We start from the raw sequence: 19,457 nt of genomic DNA on the forward strand, positions 1-19,457 counted from the left end.
ATTCGGGCTTACGCTTGATCAACCGGGCCAGAACATGCCGATTGCCGCCACGCCCATCGCCGCGGTGGCAATCCAGCCGACCGCGCGCAGCAGACCGGCTACGGCAAACTCGCCCATGATCCGCCGCTTACCCGACATCAGCATGACAAGCGCCATAACCGGTACTGCGGCGAGGCCGTTGACAACGGCACTCCAGTAAAGCGCCTTGATCGGATCGAAGTGGCTGAAGGTCAGGGCGACGCCACCGAGAATCGACACCGCAATCACCGTGTAAAACTGCTTTGCAAGGTTGACCTGCAGCGAAAGGCTATTGCGCCACTTCATCGTTCCGGCAGCAGCGTAGGCGGCGGAGCCGGCCAGCACAGGAAGCGCGAGCATCCCCGTGCCGATGATGCCGAGGCTGAACAAGGCAAATGCGAGATTCCCGGCGATGGGCTTGAGAGCGCTGGCAGCGTCGGCGGTGGTGTTCACCGTGACGTGATGAGCATGCAGCGTCGCCGCTGCTGACAACATGATAAAGAACGCAATACCGTTGGACAGGCCCATGCCGACCCATGTGTCCAGATTGATACGCTTCAATTGCGCGGCGGCCTGGGGTGGCGCACGCAGCAGAGGCCGTTGATCGGGATTCGAACGGATCTCTTCGACTTCCTGCGACGCTTGCCAGAAGAAGAGATAGGGGCTGATCGTCGTTCCCAGCACGGCGACCACGGTGGTTAGATAGGGGGCCGAAAAAACGATTGGCGGCTTGACGATACTCATCCCGACGGCCTTCCAGTCGACCGGAATCACGAAGGCAATTGCAACGTAGGCGAAGAGCGTCAGCGTGAGCCATTTCAGGTAGCGTGCATAGCGCTCATACGGCATGAACATTTGCAGCAAAAGGGAAAATACGCCAAGGAGTACGACATACAGTTGCACCGGTCCACCCAGGACCAGCTTCGCGGCGGCACCCATTGCGGCGATATCGGCGGCGATGTTGATCGTGTTTGCAACGAACAGCAGCAGGACGGCGGAGTACAGGACGGCAGGGGGATAGTGACGTCTCAGATTGGTGGCGAGTCCGGTTCCGGTCACTCGTCCCATGCGTGCGCTGACCAGTTGAATGGCCACCATCAACGGGTACGTAAGCAGCAGGGTCCACAACAGCCCAAAGCCGAACTGCGCGCCGGCCTGCGAATAGGTGGCAATGCCGCTTGGATCGTCGTCTGCCGCTCCTGTGATGAGACCCGGCCCGAGGCGCCTCATCCACGAGCGCTCCGCTTTGTCTTCGACGGCGAGCTCCGGTTCGAGCTGGTCCTGTAGGTTATCTACGGTCATTTTCGGGGTCCAGGTGGTCGGCTCGAAGCTGTCTTTTCGTAATATTTGGGGCGTGGCCTGTTTGCCATGCAGGGCGTGCGTCGCGTAGGCAGGTAGGGCCGCTGCCGCAGGTCGTGTGTGACGTGCATGAAGGCTGTGTGATACGTGGCTAGTGCGCTCTTACGTCGACCGCTTATGCGGCGTAGTCCAGTTCGTGCTGGGATCAATTCAAGGCGCGAGCAAGGCGTGTTCCCGAGTTCGAATGCCTGCTTCGCTGAGCGCCCGAGGCGTATGCCCCGTGTGCTGCACGTCCGGGATTCAACTTTCTGATATTGTCTGGAATCACTCGAATTCGATACCTCCCATCCGGCGCATGGCTATAGCTTCGCAAATGCGAAGGATCCTGACGGGAACTCCATCTCGATCTCATGCCGAGCTTTTCGCGCCGATCGCTAGCGGACGACGTCAGCTTTCGGATGCGTAATTATTATTTGAAACCCAAGCCTTTCAAAATGCCATCAACGAAGTTGAACGTACCCATTGCGGCAACATCGACGGAGATTCCCGTACAAAAGCAACTCGACGCCTATAACGCTCGTGATATCGAAGCATTCATGCAATGCTGGGCCGACGACTGCGAATACCATGAATTTCCCGACCGGCTGCTCGCCCGCGGAGCCGCACAGATTCGCGAGCGCATGGTTCAAAATGGGCTCGCCGCGGATGAATCTGGACGCCGATTAGCAAATCGTTGCGACTGTCATATTGGTCACCCGCACGTCACTCACCGCGTGAAAACATAATGAAAATTCCAAGCGCACCGCAATCGGGCTATCCTGGCATCTCCCTTCGTCAACTCGAACGCAGCGACCTGTCTTCATGGTACGCATACCTCGCTAATCCCGACGTCGTTCGACACACCAGCTGGAACCTGCATTCAGAAGCCGATCTCTTGCCCATGTTCGATGGGATCGACTCCGAATTGCCGACTTCAATCAGGCGGATGGCGATCATCAGTGATCTTTCTGGCGAATTGATAGGGACGATTGGGTTTCACACCGTCTCCAATGTCAACCGCACTGCTGAAATTGCCTACGATCTCGCGCCCAACCATTGGGGGCAGGGCATTGCCAGCACGGTCTGTGCGGCGGTCACGCAGTGGTCGTTCTCTGTACTAGGATTCATCCGGGTTCAGGGGACGGTTCTTGAGACGAACGAGGGTTCAGCACGCGTCCTGCAGAAATGCGGGTATCGACACGAAGGATTGCTTCGCTCGTTTCGCATGGTCCGAGGTACACCGGGGAATTTCCACCTGTATTCGCGCTTGAGCGGAGACTAGTCGGATGAGGCGTTAGGACCAACAGAGCCTTCACGAGCGAGGCACGGCTAGTCTCGGCTTTTCCTGGGGATGCCTTGGCATGCATACTGTCTGCTCCACCACGCGAAGGTCGAGGAATTCCATGCTGACAGGAGGATGCTACTGCCGTGCCATCCGGTATGAGGTTCATGCCATGCCGTTCGACACGACGCTTTGCCATTGTGTCACCTGCCGGAGGGTCTCGGCAGCGCCCGCTGTTGCGTGGTTTAGCGTAAGCAGCGACGGACTTCGTTGGGTGCACGGCACACCCAAGACGTTCGAATCCAGTCCAGGCGTGGTACGCGCCTTTTGTGGTGAGTGCGGGACGCCATTGACGTATGCAATGGCCACATCGTCCGATGTGATTGATGTTTCGACTTGCTCTCTTGACGAACCCGGTGATGTTCCGCCGGCGACTCACACGTGGACAAGCTACCGGATTTCCTGGGATGCGGCTGTGGACGGATTGCCTGCCCATCCCGAAGCCGGTTAGCGGGACGTTCGATCGCGCGTGCTGCGTTTGCTATTCGTTGCAAGCCCCAGAGGTGTAGGGAGAATTTGAATGGGGGCAGCGCGGCCGTGGAGTTTTTCGCAGTCCGGAATAGTCCCTTTGATTGCCCAACAGAAGAGAGATAATTTCCTTCTTTGGCATTGCCACACACCGGTGGTGTTATAAGCATTTAACCCGTCTCGAATCATTTCTTGCCCTCCATCCAAACCCGTTTGCATTGGCGTTCGCGTTCGCGTTCGCGAAGGGCCGATCCGCGAGAGGCCTGGAATACGCATTGGGCACGGCGCTCCTTCAGATTGCAGGTAGCCATCTACCCGTGCGTCTGATGTTTACAACCGCCTGACCCTGTACTAGGATAAATTTGCCGGTGGCCTGTGTCGTACCAAGACATTTTTACTAACCGCAGGTCAGTTGCATTCGCATGTCGAGCCATCAAAGATGCTGTCTGCGACAACACGGGCCGATGCGAAAGGGCATTTTCTGCCTTTGATGAAACGCTCACATTGACGCTGAATGAGGCCATACGACGCCTCGCCAGCCCCATAAGTGAGCGGAAGACGGCCCTTGGCGAACCACGGAACAAGTCTTTCACGAATCTGGATGCGTCTTTTGGTAGCGGCTTTTTCGAGGAAGCGCGATCATGAGCATCGCCATGCCGGCCATCGCTGTTCTGGAAGCCATAGTAATTTCTGGCCTACTGTTTGTCGTGACTCGGCGTCGACCTCAGACATCGATCGAGGGTATTAATCCACCCAATCTTTACAAACATCAGCACGACACGCCTTCGACCGGGATGGTCGCGGCACATGCGCTCCCCACCAAGGCACCCTCACAAGAGAGTCTGATCAGGCTGAACGGGAAGCTGAACTCGCCCAGTGCCCACCGGCCACTGGGCGTGCCACTGCGTACGATCGCCTCTGCAAGAGCGATTCGCCGACACGCTTTCGACAGTGGCACGGCGACGGCGAGCACAAGAAGCCTCCACGCCGACACAACCATGAGGACCGGCCGCGCGCCTGAGTTCTGTGCCGTGAGCCCCTATCTGCCTTTTGCGATTCTGCTGCTGGACGAGCGCGGCAGGATAGCGAGCGCCAATGCATCGACCGCTCGCTTGTTTGGTTATGAAGACGACGAGCTCACAGGAGCGCCTGTCGATGCGTTGGTGCCTGAATTACACGCTGAGCGCTGTTTATCGCTTCAGGCAGAGGCGTTCGCGTTGCGGGACACCCGCAGCGTTACGCCGATGCATGAACTGTCTGCGCGACGCAAGGGCGGTGGGGAGTTTCGCGTCGAGATCGGGTTCCACGCGTTTCGGCCCGATCAAGGCTTGACACTCGCGTTCATTGTCGACAGGACGGACCGATATGAACTGCTCCGCAATCGCCTCGACGTGGCCCATCTCGCCCGCGTGTCCACGATGGGACAACTGGCTTCATCGCTAGCGCACGAGATCAATCAGCCGCTGACGGCGATTCTGAGTAATGTGCAGGCCGCACAGCGCTTTATGGCGGCGGAACCTGCGGATCTGGCCGAGGTACGGGAAATACTCGAAGATATTGTTCAGGATGACTATCGGGCAAGCGAAGTCATCCGGAGGATTCGGGCGGTCGTCAAGAAAGGCGATCTGGAAGTCGCGCTGCTCGATCTCACCGCGGTGATCCGTGACGTCATCCATCTGGTGCAGAGTGACGCGATTGTGCGCGGCACGCACGTCACGCTGGACCTCGAGGGCGATCTCCCGGGTGTGCGCGGCGATAAAGTGCAATTGCAGCAAGTCATGCTCAACCTCCTGCTTAACGCGTTCGATGCGATGAAGGACGTGCCGGCACCGGATCGCGTCGTAGCGGTGACGCTTCGATCCCACAGCAACGATACGGTGTGCATTTCGGTTCGCGATGGCGGGTGCGGGCTGACGGCCGACAAGCTCGACAAGATCTTCAAGCCTTTCTTTACATCGAAACCTCAAGGGCTTGGCCTGGGGCTGTCGATTAGCCGCACCATTATCGACATGCATCGCGGCCGGCTGTGGGCCGAAGACAATCTCGACGGGGGCGCAACTTTCCATATCACGTTGCCGGTCGAGGTTGTGACGTCCCAGCAAGAACCGGGAAGGGCGTCATGACACTAACGGATCCCCAGGTCTATGTCGTCGATGACGACGATTCTGTTTGCCGCGCCCTGGCGCGCTTGATCCAGTCTGCGGGCTACAAGGTGCAGACATTCGGCTCTGCGCGTGCCTTTCTCGACCGGAAGTGTTCAGGCACGACGCCGGCGTGCGTTATCCTCGACGTGCAATTGCCCGACCTCAGTGGACTGGAGCTTCAGCAGGCACTCGATGCCACGATGCCCGTTATTTTTATCACCGGCCACGGTGATATCCCCATGACCGTCGGTGCGATGAAGGCCGGGGCAACGGATTTTCTGACCAAACCCATTCGCGATGTCGACCTGCTGCACGCAATCGCGCAAGCGCTCGAGCGCGCATCGCATACGCATCAGGCACGCTGCGAACTCGAAGCCATCCGGAGTCGCCTCAATCGCCTGACACCGCGAGAACGCGAAGTCATGGACCGCGTCGTCGAGGGCCGTCTGAACAAACAGGTGGCGAGCGAACTGGGCACCGCCGAGCAGACCGTCAAGATCCACCGGGCACGTGTCATGGCAAAAATGGAAGCCGCGTCGCTGGCCCAACTGGTTCGTCTCGTCGACAGGATCGGCCTTGGCGATTCTGCTGAAACGCCGCAGCAAGGCAAGCATTCTTAAGCCGATGTGGATAGCAATCTGTAAGCAGACTGTCCGTGTCGCGTGTCGATATAGCACTAACGTCTAATACTGAAATTTTCCGCAAGCTCCTACGCTGGAATCTACGGAGTGCGGCCGCGTGTGCTCCCGGATACTGGGCTGCATACAATGGCAAAACTTAAACCATTCGTTGTGGTCGTCGACGACGATGATTCGGTATGCAGAGCGATCAGACGACTGCTGCGTTCGATCGGCATTGCTGCCGAAACGTTCGGAAGTGGCGCTGCGTTTCTCGACCTTTTGTCGTCTATGCCGTCATATCGGCCCGACTGCGTGATCCTCGACGTTCAGATGCCTGGCATGAACGGACTGGAGGTTCAGCAGCGTCTTTCAGGAAAGGATATGCCGGTCATCTTCATCACCGCTCACGACGATATCGGCGTGCGCGAGCAAGCGATTGCAGGAGGCGCCGTGGCCTGTTTGCGCAAGCCGTTCAACGACCAGTTGTTCGTCAAGACCGTCCTGACGGCCCTCGATATGGAACAACCGTCCTAGCAGGTTGGCGTCTTTCAACCAACCGTTCAGCGAAAGCCGGCGCGCAAGCCATCGATCGAATCGGAGTCTGAACATGCTGCGGATCATGCGAGCTTTGAATGGTTTTCTGGCCTTGGCGCTGGTCTGTTCTGCGATGGCCCAGCAACCCATTATCTATCCCGCCAAGGGGCAAAGTCCGCAGCGTCAGCAGACCGATACTGCGGAGTGCCAGGTTTGGGCGAAGCAGACCACCGGCGTCGACCCCGTTGCAGTGGCCCAGCAGTCGACCATGCAACCGGGTGTACCGCCTCCACAAGGTGAACGCGTCCGGGGCGCGGCAGGCGGCGCCGCATTGGGCGCAGCCGTCGGCGCAGTGGCGGGCGACGCCGGCAAGGGCGCGGCAATTGGCGCGATCACGGGCACCGCAGCGGGCGGCATGCGTCAGAGACGTACGCAGCGCGCGGCAGCGGCGCAATCGCAGGCCAACCAGCAACAGGTGTCGCAGGAAATGACGACTTTCAACCGCGCGGTAGCGGCATGTATGACTGGCCGTGGCTACACGATCCAGTAGCGGGATGCGCCGGAGGAGTTTCTGCCATGAAACGCAAATGCCTGGGCCTGGCGATTACCGCGGTGTGCTCCATTGCATCGGCGGCGCTGTACGCGGCCGACTTTGATAGCTCGCGCCAGTTGATCTGTGCCACGTTCGACGCGCACGGCTGCGATCCGGGCGTGGTGTGCGAGCGCGCCCTTCCCTCGGAATTCGGCGCGCCGCAATTCCTGCGTATCGACTTCGCGAACAAAACGGTAGCTGGGCCGCGTCGCGTGACCCCGATCCGGTTCATGGACAACGGTCAGTCGCAGATTCTCATGCAGGGAACCGAGCTTGGCTACGCGTGGACCATCGTGCTGGACAAGGACGATGGTTCGCTGACCGTAACACTCGTCAACCGTGACGATGTGCTGGTGCTGTTTGGCGCCTGCACGCCCCTGTAGCCGCAACGGGTGATCTGATGAAACGTGCAAGCGTGACGGTTCAAACGCAACATTCAGCGCAGGCAGCTCGCTATCCGCAGGCAAAAGCGCGCTTCCACGCGCGTGGCTGCTGGCCCCTCCCATTAGGTGCTGTGCTTTTACTCGCTGCCTGCCACAAGGCACCCGCACCGCCGCCTACGCCCACGGTCGAAGTCACGGTACTGCAGGTCGAACCGCATGACACACCGGTCGATTTCGAATTCACCGCGCAGACGCAAAGCTCGCGCGAAGTGGAAATACGCGCGCGGGTGGATGGCTTTCTCGACAAGCGGGTCTATACCGAAGGGGCCCTGGTTCACACCGGACAAGTGCTGTTTCAGATGGACCCGAAACCGTTCAATGCCGCGCTTCAGACCGCCAAAGGGCAGCTTGCGCAACAGCAGGCGCGGCTCTATGTGAGTAAAGCCAATCTGGCACGCGTGATTCCGCTCACCCGCCAAAATGCGTTGAGCCAGAAAGATCTGGACGACGCCACCGGCAACGAAAAGGAAGCCGAAGCCGCGGTGATCGCGGCCCAGGGCCAGGTGGAGACGGCGCAACTCAATCTCGGTTACACGACGATCAAGTCGCCGCTCACGGGCTTGTCGAGCTTCGCGCGGCAGCAGGACGGCTCGTATGTGACGGCAGCCGGATCGAGCTTGCTGACCTATGTTTATCAACTGGATCCGATGTGGGTCAACTTCAGTATTTCGGAAAACGAACTGCTGAGCTATCGCGACCAGATCGTGAGGAAGCTGCTGATTTTCCCGCCCAGTAAGGACTTCGAAGTCAGTGTGATTCTGGCCGACGGTACGGTGTATCCCGAGCACGGTCATGTCGACTTCACCAACCCCGCCTTCAGCACGCAGACCGGCACCTTCCTCGTGCGCGCCGCATTCGCTAATCCCACCGGCAGCCTGCGTCCCGGTCAGTTCGTCCGCGCAAGGGTGGCGGGCGCGATCCGCCCGAATGCGATTCTGGTTCCGCAGCGGGCGGTGTTGCAAGGCGCGAAGAGTCATTTCGTGTGGGTGGTCGATAGCGACGCGAAAGCGCACCAACGGGTCGTGGAAACCGGTGAATGGCATGGCGATGACTGGTTCATCACCGATGGGCTTCATGCGGGCGACCGCGTCGTGGTAGACGGGGCGATCCGCGTGGCAGCCGACACGCCGCTGAAGATCACCGGTGCGACCGCACCGGCCAGCGACGCCTCGCCCGCGGCTGCCGCCAGCGCGCCGCCGCTGGTAGCGCACGCGCCCAACGCGTCCGCGCAGCAGTAGGCGGGCGACATGAACATCTCCCGCTACTGCATCGACCGGCCGATCTTCGCAACCGTCATTTCGATCGTGATCACACTAGGTGGCGCGTTGGCGATGCTGAGCTTGCCGATCGCGCAATACCCCGATATCACGCCGCCGCAAATCACGATTTCCGCGAGCTATCCAGGCGCCAGCGCGGATGTGGTGGCGAACAACGTGGCCGCGCCGATCGAGCAGCAGGTGAATGGCGCGGACAATATGATCTATATGAACTCGTCGAGTTCGTCGACCGGCACCTATACGCTCAATGCGTTCTTCCAGATCGGCACCAATCCGGAACTCGCTCAGGTGGACGTACAGAACCGCGTGAATCTGGCGCTGCCGCAACTGCCGTCGTCGGTGCAGTCGCAGGGCATCCAGGTACAGAAGAAATCCTCGGCGTTCATGATGGTGATTGCGATCTACTCGCCGACTGACCGCTACGACGCCACCTACATCGCCAATTACGCCAATATATACGTGCTCGATGCGCTCAAACGGATTCCGGGCGCGAACCAGTCGAGCATCTTCGGCACGCCAGACTACGCCATGCGTATCTGGCTCAAACCCGATCGCATGGCGCAGCTTGGGGTGACTGCGGCGGATGTGCAGCGCGCGGTGGCCAATCAGAACCAGCAATTCGCGGTGGGACGGATTGGCCAGTCGCCTACGGGCTCGCCGGTGGAGCAATCGTTCGCAGTCACGACGCCGGGACGGCTGACCGATCCGGCGCAATTCGAAAACATCATCATTCGTGCCGCCAACGGCGACGCGGCCATCGTGCGACTCAAGGACATCGGCCGCGCCGAACTGGGGCAGAAGGACTATTCGATCCGCAGCAGATATCAGGGCAAGCCTGCAACGGTGATCGCCGTGTTTCAGCAACCGGGCGCCAACGCGCTGGATGTGGCAAAACAGGTCCGTTCAACGCTTGCTTCGATGAAGAAGCAGTTTCCGGAAGGCATTGACTACGACGTTGCCATGGATACGACGGAGTTTACCCGCGCCTCGATCTCCGACGTCGTGCACACCTTCTTCGAAGCGCTGGTGCTGGTCGTGATCGTCGTCTACGCGTTTCTGCAGAGCTTCCGTGCGACGCTGATTCCGGTGCTGGCCGTGCCGGTGTCGATTGTCGGCACGTTCATGGGCATGCTGGCACTGGGATTTTCGATCAACATGCTGACCTTATTCGGCATGGTGCTCGCAATCGGCATCGTGGTGGACGACGCGATCGTGGTGATCGAAAACGTCGAGCGCAATATGAACGTGCACCGGCTGAGTCCAAAAGACGCCGCCAAACGCGCCATGGACGAAGTCTCCGGACCCGTGGTGGCGATCGTGCTGGTGCTGTGCGCGGTGTTTGTCCCAGTGGCGTTTCTCGGCGGCATCACCGGTCAACTGTACAAGCAGTTCGCCATCACGATTGCGATTTCGGTGGTGCTGTCAGGCGTGGTTGCGTTGACCTTGTCGCCCGCGCTGGCCGCGCTTTTGCTCAAGCCTGGACACCATGAAAAGAAGGGTTTTTTCAAATGGTTCGATGCGTCGTTCGAAAGACTGACGGCGCGTTACTCGAACATGGTCAAGCGGGTGATCAAGCGCTGCGTGATTGCGCTGCTGCTGTTTGCCGGCATGATCGCGCTCTCCGTGGTGATGCTGCGCACTATCCCCACGTCGTTCCTGCCGCCTGAGGACCAGGGCTATCTGCTGGGCGCCGTGATCATGCCGGATGCGGCGAGTCTCGACCGTACCGGCGCGGTGTCGCAACACGTCACCGATTACTTCATGAAGCAGCCGGCTGTTAGCAGCGTGACGGTGGTGGATGGTTACAGCCTGCTGGATAGCCAGAACAAGAACAACGCGGGAGCCTTTTTTGTCGGCTTCAAGAGTTTCGACGAGCGCTATAAATTCGCCAACATCAAGACGCAGAATGCGCGTGCCGTGCTGATCGATGCTTACAGGACGCTCTCGCAGGTGAAGGAGGGGATCATCTTGCCGGTGAATCCACCCTCCATTCCAGGGCTCGGCACGACGGGCGGTACCGAAGTGTGGATCCAGTCGCAGGGCGATTCGACCACCGCGCAGCTTGCCGAGGTGGTGCAGAATTTTGTCGCCAGGGCCAAGGCGCGCCCTGAACTGGCCGGCGTGACCTCGACGTTCAATGCCTCGGCCCAGCAGTTGCTGGTCGATGTGGACCGCGACAAATCCGAGACGCTCGGCGTGCCCGTGGAAGATGTGTACAGCGCCATGCAGACCATGTTCGGCTCGCTCTACGTATCGCAGTTCAACCGGTCGAGCCGTCTCTGGCAAGTCATTCTGCAGGCCGAACCATCTTACCGGCTGAGTCCGGCGGACCTCGACCAGATTTACGTGCGCAGCAAAAACGCAGAAATGGTGCCACTCAAGGCGGTCGTGACCTCGAAGTTCGCCACCGGGCCGGATCTGGTGACGCGCTTCAACAACTTCCCGGCTGTGAAGGTGACCGTGAACGCGGCGCCTGGCTACAGCTCCGGGCAAGTTCTGAGCACGCTGGACGAGGTGGGCGCCGAAGTACTACCGGCCGGCTACAACCTCGGATGGAGCGGTGAGGCGTACGAAGCGAAGCAGTCGGGCAGCACTTCAGGGCTGGTATTCGTGTTCGGGCTCGTGATGGTGTTCCTGATTCTCGCGGCGCAGTACGAGAAGTGGAGCTTGCCGATCGGCGTGCTGATGGCGGTACCGTTCGCGCTGTTCGGCGCATTGCTGGCCATCCTGTTACGCGGCCTCGAAAACGATGTGTACTTCCAGATCGGCCTGACGATGCTGGTCGCGCTCGCGGCGAAGAACGCGATTCTGATCTTCGAATTCGCCGTGCTCAATCGCGAAGGCGGGGCGTCGGTCTACGACTCTGCCTTGAGCGCGGCGAGCGAACGGTTACGGCCGATCATCATGACTTCGCTTGCGTTCATTCTCGGCTGCGTGCCGCTCGCTATCGCGACGGGCGCGTCCGCGAACAGCCGGCATTCGATCGGCACGGGTGTGATTGGCGGGATGCTCGGCGCCACGGTCATCGCCGTGTTCTTTATTCCGATGTTCTTCTACCTGCTTGAATCGCTCTCCGAGCGCGGCGACAAGAAGGGGGGCAGTGCCTCAGGCGGCGGCGCAGCGGAAGGCGCCGCGCCGCTTGCGGGCGGACCCGGCGGCCCGACGGTCAAACCGCTTGCCCCACGCGAGGACGAATGACATGCGCCGCCTTGCGTTCCTGCCTTCGCTCATGCCGTTGTTATTCGGCACGCCGCTGTTGTTCTCGTTGAGCGGCTGCCTGCTCGGCCCTGACTACACGCGCCCGGCGATCGACACGCCGGCCACCTACCGCTTTACCGTCGCGCAATCCAGCGAGGTGGCCAACACCGCGTGGTGGGAACAGTTTCAGGACCCGGTACTCAACCAGTTGATCGCCGAGGCGCTCGTCAACAACAAGGATGTAAAGATCGCGGCGGCGCGCGTGGATCAGTTCCTCGGTCAATTCGTCACCACGCGCGCGGGCCTTTTCCCGCAGGCAAGCGCGGGGTTCGACGCGCAACGGCAACGCGTCTCGCAGGTCGGGGCGACGCCGCTGCCAGCGGGAGTATCGCCGGTCTATAACCTGTTTCAGCCGGCTCTGTCGGCGCAGTGGGAAATCGACGTGTTCGGCAGGGTACGGCGCGAAACGGAATCCGCGCGTGCCAGTTTGCTGGCGAGCGAGGAAGGGCGACGCGCGACGATTCTCACGCTGGTGGCGTCGGTGGCAACCACCTACATCAACCTGCGCGATCTCGACGCGCAACTGGTGATCGCCAAAGCCACCACTTCGAGCCGGGCGGAATCGGTGCACGTGTTCACGCTGCGCTTCGGCGGCGGCGATGTCTCACAGATGGAACTGGCGCAGAGTCAATCGGAGTACCAGGCGTCCCTCGCGACCATTCCGCAACTGGAGGCCCAGATCGCGCAGCAGGAAGACGCGCTGTCGGTGCTGCTGGGGCGTAACCCGGGCGACATCCTGCGTGGCCGCGAACTGTCCGAACTGGTGGTGCCCGCCGTGCCCGCCGGCCTGCCATCCGATCTGCTCGAACGCCGCCCGGATGTGGTGCAGGCCGAACAGAACCTGATCGCCGCCAACGCGCTGATCGGCGCGGCACGGGCGCTGTATTTCCCGTCGATCTCATTGACGGGTCTGTTCGGTTCCGCCAGCACCGACTTTGCGAAGCTGTTTACCGGACCGTCGCGGGTCTGGGCGTTTGCCGGTTCGGTGAACTTGCCGATCTTCACGGCAGGCAGTATCAGCGGTCAGGTGAAACAGGCCGAGGCGCAACAGCAACAGGCCTTTTTCCAGTACCAGCAGGCCATTCAGACCGCCTTCCAGGAAGTCGACGATGCGCTCATTGCACTGCAAAAGTCGCGCGAGCAACTGGACGTGCAGGGCCAGCAGGTGGACGCGCTGAGTCAGTATTCGCGGCTCGCGCGGTTGCGCTACGAGGGCGGTTACACGAGTTATATCGAGGTGCTGGACGCCGAGCGCAGCCTCTTCAACGCGCAGTTGAGCTACACGCAGACGCAAGGCGTCGTGTACTCGTCGGTGGTGGCGCTCTACAAGGCGATGGGCGGTGGCTGGGTGATCACGGCGGAAGAGATGACCCATCATGACGCCACGCAGCAGCAGGCACCAGGTGGCACGCCGCAGGACCCGCAGCACGACTTGCAGCAGGCACCGCAGGGTACTCGCGAACCGCCAACCGGTCAGGCGGTTGCAGGGTTGCCGCAATGAATTCCACTTCAGCGGCAAGCCTGATCGCCTGCCACGAATGCGATCTCCTGCAGCGCGCGCTGCCGCTGCCGCGCAACGGCGTGCTGCGCTGCCGGCGCTGTGGTGCCGAACTGGCGCGCGACCGCCAGGACAGCATCGATCGTGCACTGGCCTTTACGCTTGCCGCCATGGTGCTGTTCGTCGCGAGCAATGCTTTTCCGATGGTCGGTCTGGAAGTCAACGGCGATCGGGTGAAGACCACCTTGTCGGGCGCCGTGCGGATTCTCTACGACGATGGAATGTGGCCGCTCGCCGGACTGGTGTTCGCCACGACCTTCCTCATGCCGCTGCTGCAAATGGCGACCATGTGTTATCTGCTCCTGCCGCTGCGTCTTGGCCGTACACCTTATCGGGGCGATCTGATCTTTCGGGCACTGCATCTCGCGCAGCCGTGGGGAATGACAGAGGTGCTGATCCTTGGCATGCTGGTCGCACTGGTGAAGCTCGCGCATATCGCAAGCGTGGTGCCGGGTACGGCGCTCTATACATTCGTCATCCTGATGATCCTGCTGGCCGCGGCAAGCAGCGCCTTCGATCCGCACGATGTCTGGGCGCGCGTGAGCACGCTCGAACCAGAGACTGTGCGGGTGAGCCGCGCAACATCGGGAACCGCTGCGCGCGCGCCCACCGCGCTGCGTTACGGGCTCACCACCTGCCACAGTTGCGAACTCCTCACGAGGATTGCAGGGGAGGGTCATGGCGCGCCGTGTCCGCGCTGTGGCGCCGCATTGCACGCCCGTAAGCCGAACAGCATTTCCCGCACATGGGCGTTTCTCATTGCCGCGATGGTGTTGTATATCCCGGCCAATCTGCTGCCGGTGATGAACACCCGTTCGCTGTTCGGCAGCGAGAAGGACACGATCATGAGCGGCGTTGCCTATTTATGGACCTCCGGATCATGGCCGCTTGCGATCGTGGTGTTTATCGCGAGCGTCGCCGTGCCGATGCTGAAGATCATGGCGATCATGTTTCTCGTGATTTCGGCACAACTGCGTTCACCGTGGGTTCCGCAGCAGCGCGCCCGCATCTACCGGCTGGTGGAACTGGTCGGCCGCTGGTCGATGCTCGATATCTACGTCATCACCATCCTCGTCGCGCTGGTGCAGTTCAAGGCGCTTGCGACCATCCAGGCCGGACCGGCCGCGATTGCCTTCGGCGCGGTCGTCGTGCTGACCATGTTTGCCGCCATGGCGTTCGACCCGCGCCTGATCTGGGACCGGCTGGAGAATCCGCATGGCCAGGCCTCCTGATCTTCCCGATCCCAAGTTCCCGGATGCCGTCGCCACCCCGCGTGCGCGCTGGCGGGTGCAGATTATCTGGCTGGTGCCGCTGGTCGCGCTGCTGATCGGCGCGTGGCTCGCGATCAAGACTGTCCTCGAGCAGGGTCCGACCATCACCATCACCTTCAACACGGGTGAAGGACTGGAAGCGGGCAAGACCAAAATCAAGTTCAAGGATGTCGAGATTGGCGTGGTCAAACACGTCACTCTGGCGAGTAACCACCGCTCCGTTGTCGCCACCGCCGAGCTGGACAAAGACGCCGAATCGCTGCTGGTCGACGATACCCGTTTCTGGGTGGTGCGACCGCGTATTTCAGGCGGGACCGTATCCGGTATCGGAACGCTGCTGTCCGGCTCGTTTATCGGCGTGGACGTGGGCAGCTCCGAGAAGGGTCGGCATGACTACGTTGGTCTGGAGTCGCCACCGGTGATTCCCAGCGGCGTGCCGGGACGTGAGTTCACCCTGAAGGGCGACGATATGGGCTCGCTCGACGCGGGCTCTCCCGTCTATTACCGACGGCTTCAGGTCGGTCAGATCACGTCGTATCGGCTCGACGAAAACGGCAAGGGCGTCACGATGCATGTGTTCGTCAACTCGCCCTACGACAAATACGTGAAACCCGACACGCGCTTCTGGCAGGCGAGCGGCATCGATGTCTCGCTCAATTCGGGTGGGGTGAAGATCAATACGGCATCGCTGGTCGCCATCCTGATCGGCGGCCTGGCATTTCAGACTCCTGACGATACGGCGGATCAACCCGAGGCCCCGGCGAACGCGCGGTTCGACCTGTTTCAAGATCGGACCGAGGCGATGAAACAGCACGATACCATCGTCGACATGTACGTGCTCAATTTCAAGGAGTCCGTACGAGGACTGACGGTTGGCGCACCCGTCGATTTTCTCGGCATCGAGGTGGGGGAAGTTTCGGCCATTCACACCCGTTTCGATCCGGTCTCGAAGCAATTCAGTATTCCTGTCGAAGTGCGCTTTTACCCGGAACGCTTTACGTCGCGTTTTGCCTCCGGTGGGAACGGAAACCGGATTACCAACGATCGCCGGCAACTTGCCCAATGGCTCGTCTCACGTGGTCTGCGTGCTCAGTTGCGCACAGGCAATCTGTTGACCGGGCAACGCTATATCGCCGTCGACTTCTTCCCCAACGCGCCCAAGGCCGAAATGAAATGGGACGTTTACCCTCCTGAGATGCCAACCATTTCAGGCGGACTACAGTCGCTGCAGGAATCGATCGCCACGCTCGTCGCCAAGCTCAACAAGATCCCGTTCGAGGCGCTCGGCAACGATGCCCGTCAGACGCTGCGCGATGCGAGCGCGCTGCTCCAGAGTCTGAACAACGATGTCGCGCCGCAGGCGAAGCAGACGCTGGCAGCGGCACAAACGGCACTCAGCGCTGCGAACGCCGCATTGCAGCCCGATTCCGCGGTGCAGGCGAATGCCGCTGATGCGATGCAGGAAATGGCCCGTACGGCCGCCGCCTTCCGCACGCTGGCAGACTATCTGGAACGTCATCCAGAGGCGTTAATTCGCGGCAAGCCGGAGGATAGCAAGTGATGCGCACACGCCTCGTCACGGCCATCATGCTGGCTAGCGCAATCTTCGCAGGTTGCGCCACGCAGAAAGCAGACTTTTACACCCTGAGTCCGGCGGCGCCGCACGAAGGAGGGCGACCGGCCACATCGGTTAGCGTCTCGGTGGGGTGGGTGAGCGTGCCTGAGCTGGTCGATCGGCCGCAGATCGTGGTCGACTCGGGCGCCAATCGCGTCGATATCAACGAGTTCGCGCGTTGGGCCGAGCCCCTGAAAAGTCAGATTCCCCGTGTGGTCGCGGCGGATCTCGCGCAGGAGCTGAACAGCACACGGGTGTCGGCTTCTCCAGCTATCGCCGATCCAGCCACGGTCTATCGGGTGCGGATCGATATCCAGCGTTTTTCGGCGACGCTCGGCGAGTCCGCCACGCTCGATGCGTTGTGGTCGGTTGTCCCGCCCGGGGCCGGCGCGCCGCTAACCGGTCGGACTACGCTGAGCGAGCCATGTGCGGGTGGAGGCTACGATGCGCTCGTGGCGGCCTACAGCCGCACGCTGGCCGCGCTCAGTCACGATATTGCAGCGAGAATCGGTCCACGGCCCGCACAGGCACCCTGAATGAACGCGGCATTATCTGCCGCTCTGAATCGCTTGGAGCGTGTGGGTTCTACGCGTTTTCGCCCCAAGGCCGGCAGACTGTACCGCTCAACCGGTCGACGTGCTAGCGCAGCGGCCACACGAGCGCGCCAAACCCAGTCGCAGCCGCCCGGCACTCACTGTTGCCCTGACGCCGCATTCACATCGGCACACCCACAGGCCGTCTCCAGCGTATCGCTCGGTGGTCAACTGACCGAACACCTCGCCGCCCCGCAGGGCAGGTGAGGTTGGCCGGGAACGCCACACACGGCGCTGCTCACCGCAGCCGCAATCGCGCGTCCCGCCGCTCTTCACGGCCTCCAGCGCCGCGGTGATGTGGCCGCCACACCGGCACTTCCAGAGCCAGACGTTAGCGCCGCGATATTGAAGCGCGACGAGATCGCCGAAACTGCGGCCAGTGACATCCTGAGTTGGGGGAAACGGCCATTCAGGCGGCAGAGGGGTAGGAATACGCTTGTTCACGGATGGTAAATGGGACCTGGCATCGCACTTTCAAGGCGTCGCTGGCGGTCGTCGATTTGCGGGTGCGTTTGCGGAAGGTGGGGGGAGAGCGGTTTCATACCATCGCCCCGGCCGATGGACGAGTCCAGCAAGGCGCTCTCGCGTACACTTTGCCCGGTCAGCGCGTGTTTTGGACCCATTTGAAGAAAACCCACCATGAAACGCTACGAGGCTCTCGCCAACTCGATTGCTGACGGTATCCGCTCGGGGCAGATTCCGATCGGCTCCCGGCTGCCGTCGCTGCGCCAGATTATCGCGCAGCGCGGTGTCAGCCAGTCGACGGTTTTCCGTGCGTACTATCTGCTGGAAGAATGGGGGCTGATCCGCGCCGAAGAGCGCGCGGGCTACTTCGTGACGCCCGGTGCGGCGGTCAGGCAGGTGCCGTCGCATCAGGACGTGCCGCTCGCCGATTCAACCAGGGTCGATATCAGCGATCTGGTGTTTTCCGTCCTCGATGCCGCGAAGCATCCCGATATCGTGCCGCTCGGCTCGGCGTTCCCGTCGCCCCTGTTGTTTCCTACGGCTCGCCTGCTCAAATCGCTGACCCAAGGCACCCGCGCGCTCAGCCCGTGGAGCACGGTCGTGGATCTGCCGCCCGGCAACGACCATCTTCGGCGCCAGATCGCGCTGCGCTATGTGGCCACCGGCATGTCTATCCTCCCCGAGGAGATCGTCGTGACCAACGGCGCGCTGGAGGCGCTGAATCTGTGCCTGATGGCGGTCACGCGTCCGGGCGACGTCGTTGCAGTCGAATCGCCGGGCTTCTACGCGGCCTTGCAGGCCATCGAGCGGCTGGATCTGCGCGCGGTCGAGATTCCCGTCCATCCCGTCACGGGTCTCGACCTCAATGCGCTCGCCGCTGCGCTCGACAAGCATTCAATTCGCGCATGCTGGTTCATGACCAATTTCCAGAATCCAACCGGCGTCACCCTTGCCGATGAAAAGAAGAAGCGGCTCGTCGACATGCTTGCAGCCCGCGACATTCCGCTGATCGAAGACGACGTTTATCAGGAGTTGCACTTTAGCCGTGACCGGCCGCTCCCTGCGAAAGCCTTCGATAGCAACGGACTGGTCATGCATTGCAGTTCGTTTTCGAAGACGCTTGCCCCGGGCTACCGTATCGGATGGGCGTCTGCCGGGCGTTTTGCGGATCGTGTGCAGCGGCTCAAGCTGATGACGACGCTCTCGGCCAGCATTCCTGCGCAGGCGGGCATTGCGGACTATCTGGAGCACGGCGGGTTCGACCGCCATCTGCGCAAGCTACACGCTGCGATGCAGACGCAACGTGCAGACATGGAAGCGGCTTTGCGGCGTTACTTGCCGCGCGAGGTCCGATGGGTGACGCCCTCGGGCGGTTACTTCCTGTGGCTGCAACTGCCCGATGCGGTCGATGCCATGGCGCTGCACCGGCTCGCGATCGGCCGTGGTATCAGCATCGCGCCGGGTCCGATCTTTTCCGCGACGCATGCATTTCAGAATTGCGTGCGGATCAACTTTGGGCATCCGTGGAGCGCCCGGATCGACGCAGCCATCCGGGCCCTGGCCGAGATTCTCGACGACCCGGCGGTGCACGCATCCGCCTGATGTCCGTTCAGTGCGACCGTGCTGAGCCGCTTGCTGGCAAGCCGTACGCCCCAATAGCAATGGGGTTGAGCGGCCAATCCAGATGGCGATCCGGCTTTCAGAAGCCCTGCATTGCGCTCGTGGCGTCCGTGACCAGATGCACAAAGCCGAATATGATCCCACCGATGGCCACTGCCAGGAACACCGCCACGAACGGCAGCAGGACAAAATTCACGTTGGCGATGTCCGCCTCATGCGACGCACTGTTGCGCACGCCGAAGAAGCTGGAAAGAACGATGCGGACGAGTCGGAGGAATTCCATGATGATGCTCCTGGTGGT

General features: G+C 61.1%; 17 protein-coding genes. 15 read left to right on the forward strand and 2 right to left on the reverse strand.

The window, feature by feature from the left end; genetic code table 11:
- Positions 1-18 precede the first annotated feature (18 nt).
- Entirely contained in the window at positions 19-1,248 is a 1,230-nt protein-coding gene (locus P3T43_RS02680) for an NRAMP family divalent metal transporter (RefSeq protein ID WP_429279593.1), read from the reverse strand.
- Between the two features lie 479 nt (positions 1,249-1,727).
- On the opposite strand from P3T43_RS02680, the gene P3T43_RS02685 reads away from it, so the two are divergent.
- The 15 genes from P3T43_RS02685 to P3T43_RS02755 all read left to right on the forward strand — a co-directional run bounded on the left by P3T43_RS02685 (position 1,728) and on the right by P3T43_RS02755 (position 19,138).
- Positions 1,728-2,102, forward strand: a complete 375-nt coding sequence (locus P3T43_RS02685) for a nuclear transport factor 2 family protein (protein ID WP_429279470.1) — start codon at positions 1,728-1,730, stop codon at positions 2,100-2,102.
- Positions 2,102-2,638 (forward strand): GNAT family N-acetyltransferase, encoded by a 537-nt coding sequence (locus P3T43_RS02690; protein ID WP_429279471.1) that lies wholly within the window; start codon positions 2,102-2,104, stop codon positions 2,636-2,638. Before P3T43_RS02685 ends, P3T43_RS02690 begins: the two co-directional genes overlap by 1 nt.
- Before the next feature lie 172 nt (positions 2,639-2,810).
- A complete protein-coding gene (locus P3T43_RS02695) occupies positions 2,811-3,149 on the forward strand; it encodes a GFA family protein (protein WP_429279472.1) in 339 nt (112 codons plus the stop codon).
- A gap of 658 nt (positions 3,150-3,807) precedes the next feature.
- Positions 3,808-5,289, forward strand: a complete 1,482-nt coding sequence (locus tag P3T43_RS02700; RefSeq protein ID WP_429279473.1) for a sensor histidine kinase — start codon at positions 3,808-3,810, stop codon at positions 5,287-5,289.
- Entirely contained in the window at positions 5,286-5,930 is a 645-nt protein-coding gene (locus P3T43_RS02705) for a response regulator transcription factor (RefSeq protein WP_429279474.1), read from the forward strand. The genes P3T43_RS02700 and P3T43_RS02705 overlap by 4 nt, the downstream gene beginning before the upstream one ends.
- A gap of 147 nt (positions 5,931-6,077) precedes the next feature.
- Positions 6,078-6,464, forward strand: coding sequence for a response regulator transcription factor (locus P3T43_RS02710; RefSeq protein ID WP_429279475.1), 387 nt, complete (start codon positions 6,078-6,080; stop codon positions 6,462-6,464).
- Positions 6,465-6,537: 73 nt separating this feature from the next.
- Entirely contained in the window at positions 6,538-7,014 is a 477-nt protein-coding gene (locus P3T43_RS02715) for a YMGG-like glycine zipper-containing protein (protein WP_429279476.1), read from the forward strand.
- A gap of 26 nt (positions 7,015-7,040) precedes the next feature.
- Positions 7,041-7,439: a hypothetical protein gene (locus P3T43_RS02720; RefSeq protein WP_429279477.1), complete on the forward strand. Its 399-nt coding sequence runs from the start codon at positions 7,041-7,043 to the stop codon at positions 7,437-7,439.
- Between the two features lie 17 nt (positions 7,440-7,456).
- A complete protein-coding gene (locus P3T43_RS02725) occupies positions 7,457-8,737 on the forward strand; it encodes an efflux RND transporter periplasmic adaptor subunit (protein ID WP_429279478.1) in 1,281 nt (426 codons plus the stop codon).
- 9 nt (positions 8,738-8,746) lie between these two features.
- Positions 8,747-11,974 (forward strand): efflux RND transporter permease subunit, encoded by a 3,228-nt coding sequence (locus P3T43_RS02730; protein ID WP_429279479.1) that lies wholly within the window; start codon positions 8,747-8,749, stop codon positions 11,972-11,974.
- A gap of 1 nt (position 11,975) precedes the next feature.
- A complete protein-coding gene (locus P3T43_RS02735; RefSeq protein WP_429279480.1) occupies positions 11,976-13,535 on the forward strand; it encodes an efflux transporter outer membrane subunit in 1,560 nt (519 codons plus the stop codon).
- Positions 13,532-14,824, forward strand: a complete 1,293-nt coding sequence (locus P3T43_RS02740; protein ID WP_429279481.1) for a paraquat-inducible protein A — start codon at positions 13,532-13,534, stop codon at positions 14,822-14,824. The genes P3T43_RS02735 and P3T43_RS02740 overlap by 4 nt, the downstream gene beginning before the upstream one ends.
- Positions 14,808-16,424 (forward strand): intermembrane transport protein PqiB, encoded by a 1,617-nt coding sequence (locus P3T43_RS02745; RefSeq protein WP_429279482.1) that lies wholly within the window; start codon positions 14,808-14,810, stop codon positions 16,422-16,424. The genes P3T43_RS02740 and P3T43_RS02745 overlap by 17 nt, the downstream gene beginning before the upstream one ends.
- Positions 16,424-17,014, forward strand: coding sequence for a PqiC family protein (locus P3T43_RS02750; protein WP_429279594.1), 591 nt, complete (start codon positions 16,424-16,426; stop codon positions 17,012-17,014). The genes P3T43_RS02745 and P3T43_RS02750 overlap by 1 nt, the downstream gene beginning before the upstream one ends.
- 696 nt (positions 17,015-17,710) lie before the next feature.
- The gene (locus tag P3T43_RS02755; RefSeq protein WP_429279483.1) at positions 17,711-19,138 is read left to right on the forward strand and encodes a PLP-dependent aminotransferase family protein; all 1,428 of its coding nucleotides are present in this window, start codon (positions 17,711-17,713) and stop codon (positions 19,136-19,138) included.
- 97 nt (positions 19,139-19,235) lie between these two features.
- Here P3T43_RS02755 and P3T43_RS02760 read toward each other — a convergent pair whose 3' ends face one another.
- Positions 19,236-19,439, reverse strand: coding sequence for a DUF2970 domain-containing protein (locus tag P3T43_RS02760; protein WP_429279484.1), 204 nt, complete (start codon positions 19,437-19,439; stop codon positions 19,236-19,238).
- Positions 19,440-19,457: the final 18 nt, after the last annotated feature.

This window comes from Paraburkholderia sp. GAS41 (genome assembly GCF_050436545.1).
Lineage (GTDB): Bacteria > Pseudomonadota > Gammaproteobacteria > Burkholderiales > Burkholderiaceae > Paraburkholderia.

Bases quoted from the DNA above. Each gene is read 5' to 3' on its own strand.
- P3T43_RS02680 (WP_429279593.1), bottom strand. From the start codon at position 1,248: ATGAGGCGCCTCGGGCCGGGTCTCATCACAGGAGCGGCAGACGACGAT.
- P3T43_RS02685 (WP_429279470.1), top strand. From the start codon at position 1,728: ATGCCGAGCTTTTCGCGCCGATCGCTAGCGGACGACGTCAGCTTTCGG.
- P3T43_RS02690 (WP_429279471.1), top strand. From the start codon at position 2,102: ATGAAAATTCCAAGCGCACCGCAATCGGGCTATCCTGGCATCTCCCTT.
- P3T43_RS02695 (WP_429279472.1), top strand. From the start codon at position 2,811: ATGCCGTTCGACACGACGCTTTGCCATTGTGTCACCTGCCGGAGGGTC.
- P3T43_RS02700 (WP_429279473.1), top strand. From the start codon at position 3,808: ATGAGCATCGCCATGCCGGCCATCGCTGTTCTGGAAGCCATAGTAATT.
- P3T43_RS02705 (WP_429279474.1), top strand. From the start codon at position 5,286: ATGACACTAACGGATCCCCAGGTCTATGTCGTCGATGACGACGATTCT.
- P3T43_RS02710 (WP_429279475.1), top strand. From the start codon at position 6,078: ATGGCAAAACTTAAACCATTCGTTGTGGTCGTCGACGACGATGATTCG.
- P3T43_RS02715 (WP_429279476.1), top strand. From the start codon at position 6,538: ATGCTGCGGATCATGCGAGCTTTGAATGGTTTTCTGGCCTTGGCGCTG.
- P3T43_RS02720 (WP_429279477.1), top strand. From the start codon at position 7,041: ATGAAACGCAAATGCCTGGGCCTGGCGATTACCGCGGTGTGCTCCATT.
- P3T43_RS02725 (WP_429279478.1), top strand. From the start codon at position 7,457: ATGAAACGTGCAAGCGTGACGGTTCAAACGCAACATTCAGCGCAGGCA.
- P3T43_RS02730 (WP_429279479.1), top strand. From the start codon at position 8,747: ATGAACATCTCCCGCTACTGCATCGACCGGCCGATCTTCGCAACCGTC.
- P3T43_RS02735 (WP_429279480.1), top strand. From the start codon at position 11,976: ATGCGCCGCCTTGCGTTCCTGCCTTCGCTCATGCCGTTGTTATTCGGC.
- P3T43_RS02740 (WP_429279481.1), top strand. From the start codon at position 13,532: ATGAATTCCACTTCAGCGGCAAGCCTGATCGCCTGCCACGAATGCGAT.
- P3T43_RS02745 (WP_429279482.1), top strand. From the start codon at position 14,808: ATGGCCAGGCCTCCTGATCTTCCCGATCCCAAGTTCCCGGATGCCGTC.
- P3T43_RS02750 (WP_429279594.1), top strand. From the start codon at position 16,424: ATGCGCACACGCCTCGTCACGGCCATCATGCTGGCTAGCGCAATCTTC.
- P3T43_RS02755 (WP_429279483.1), top strand. From the start codon at position 17,711: ATGAAACGCTACGAGGCTCTCGCCAACTCGATTGCTGACGGTATCCGC.
- P3T43_RS02760 (WP_429279484.1), bottom strand. From the start codon at position 19,439: ATGGAATTCCTCCGACTCGTCCGCATCGTTCTTTCCAGCTTCTTCGGC.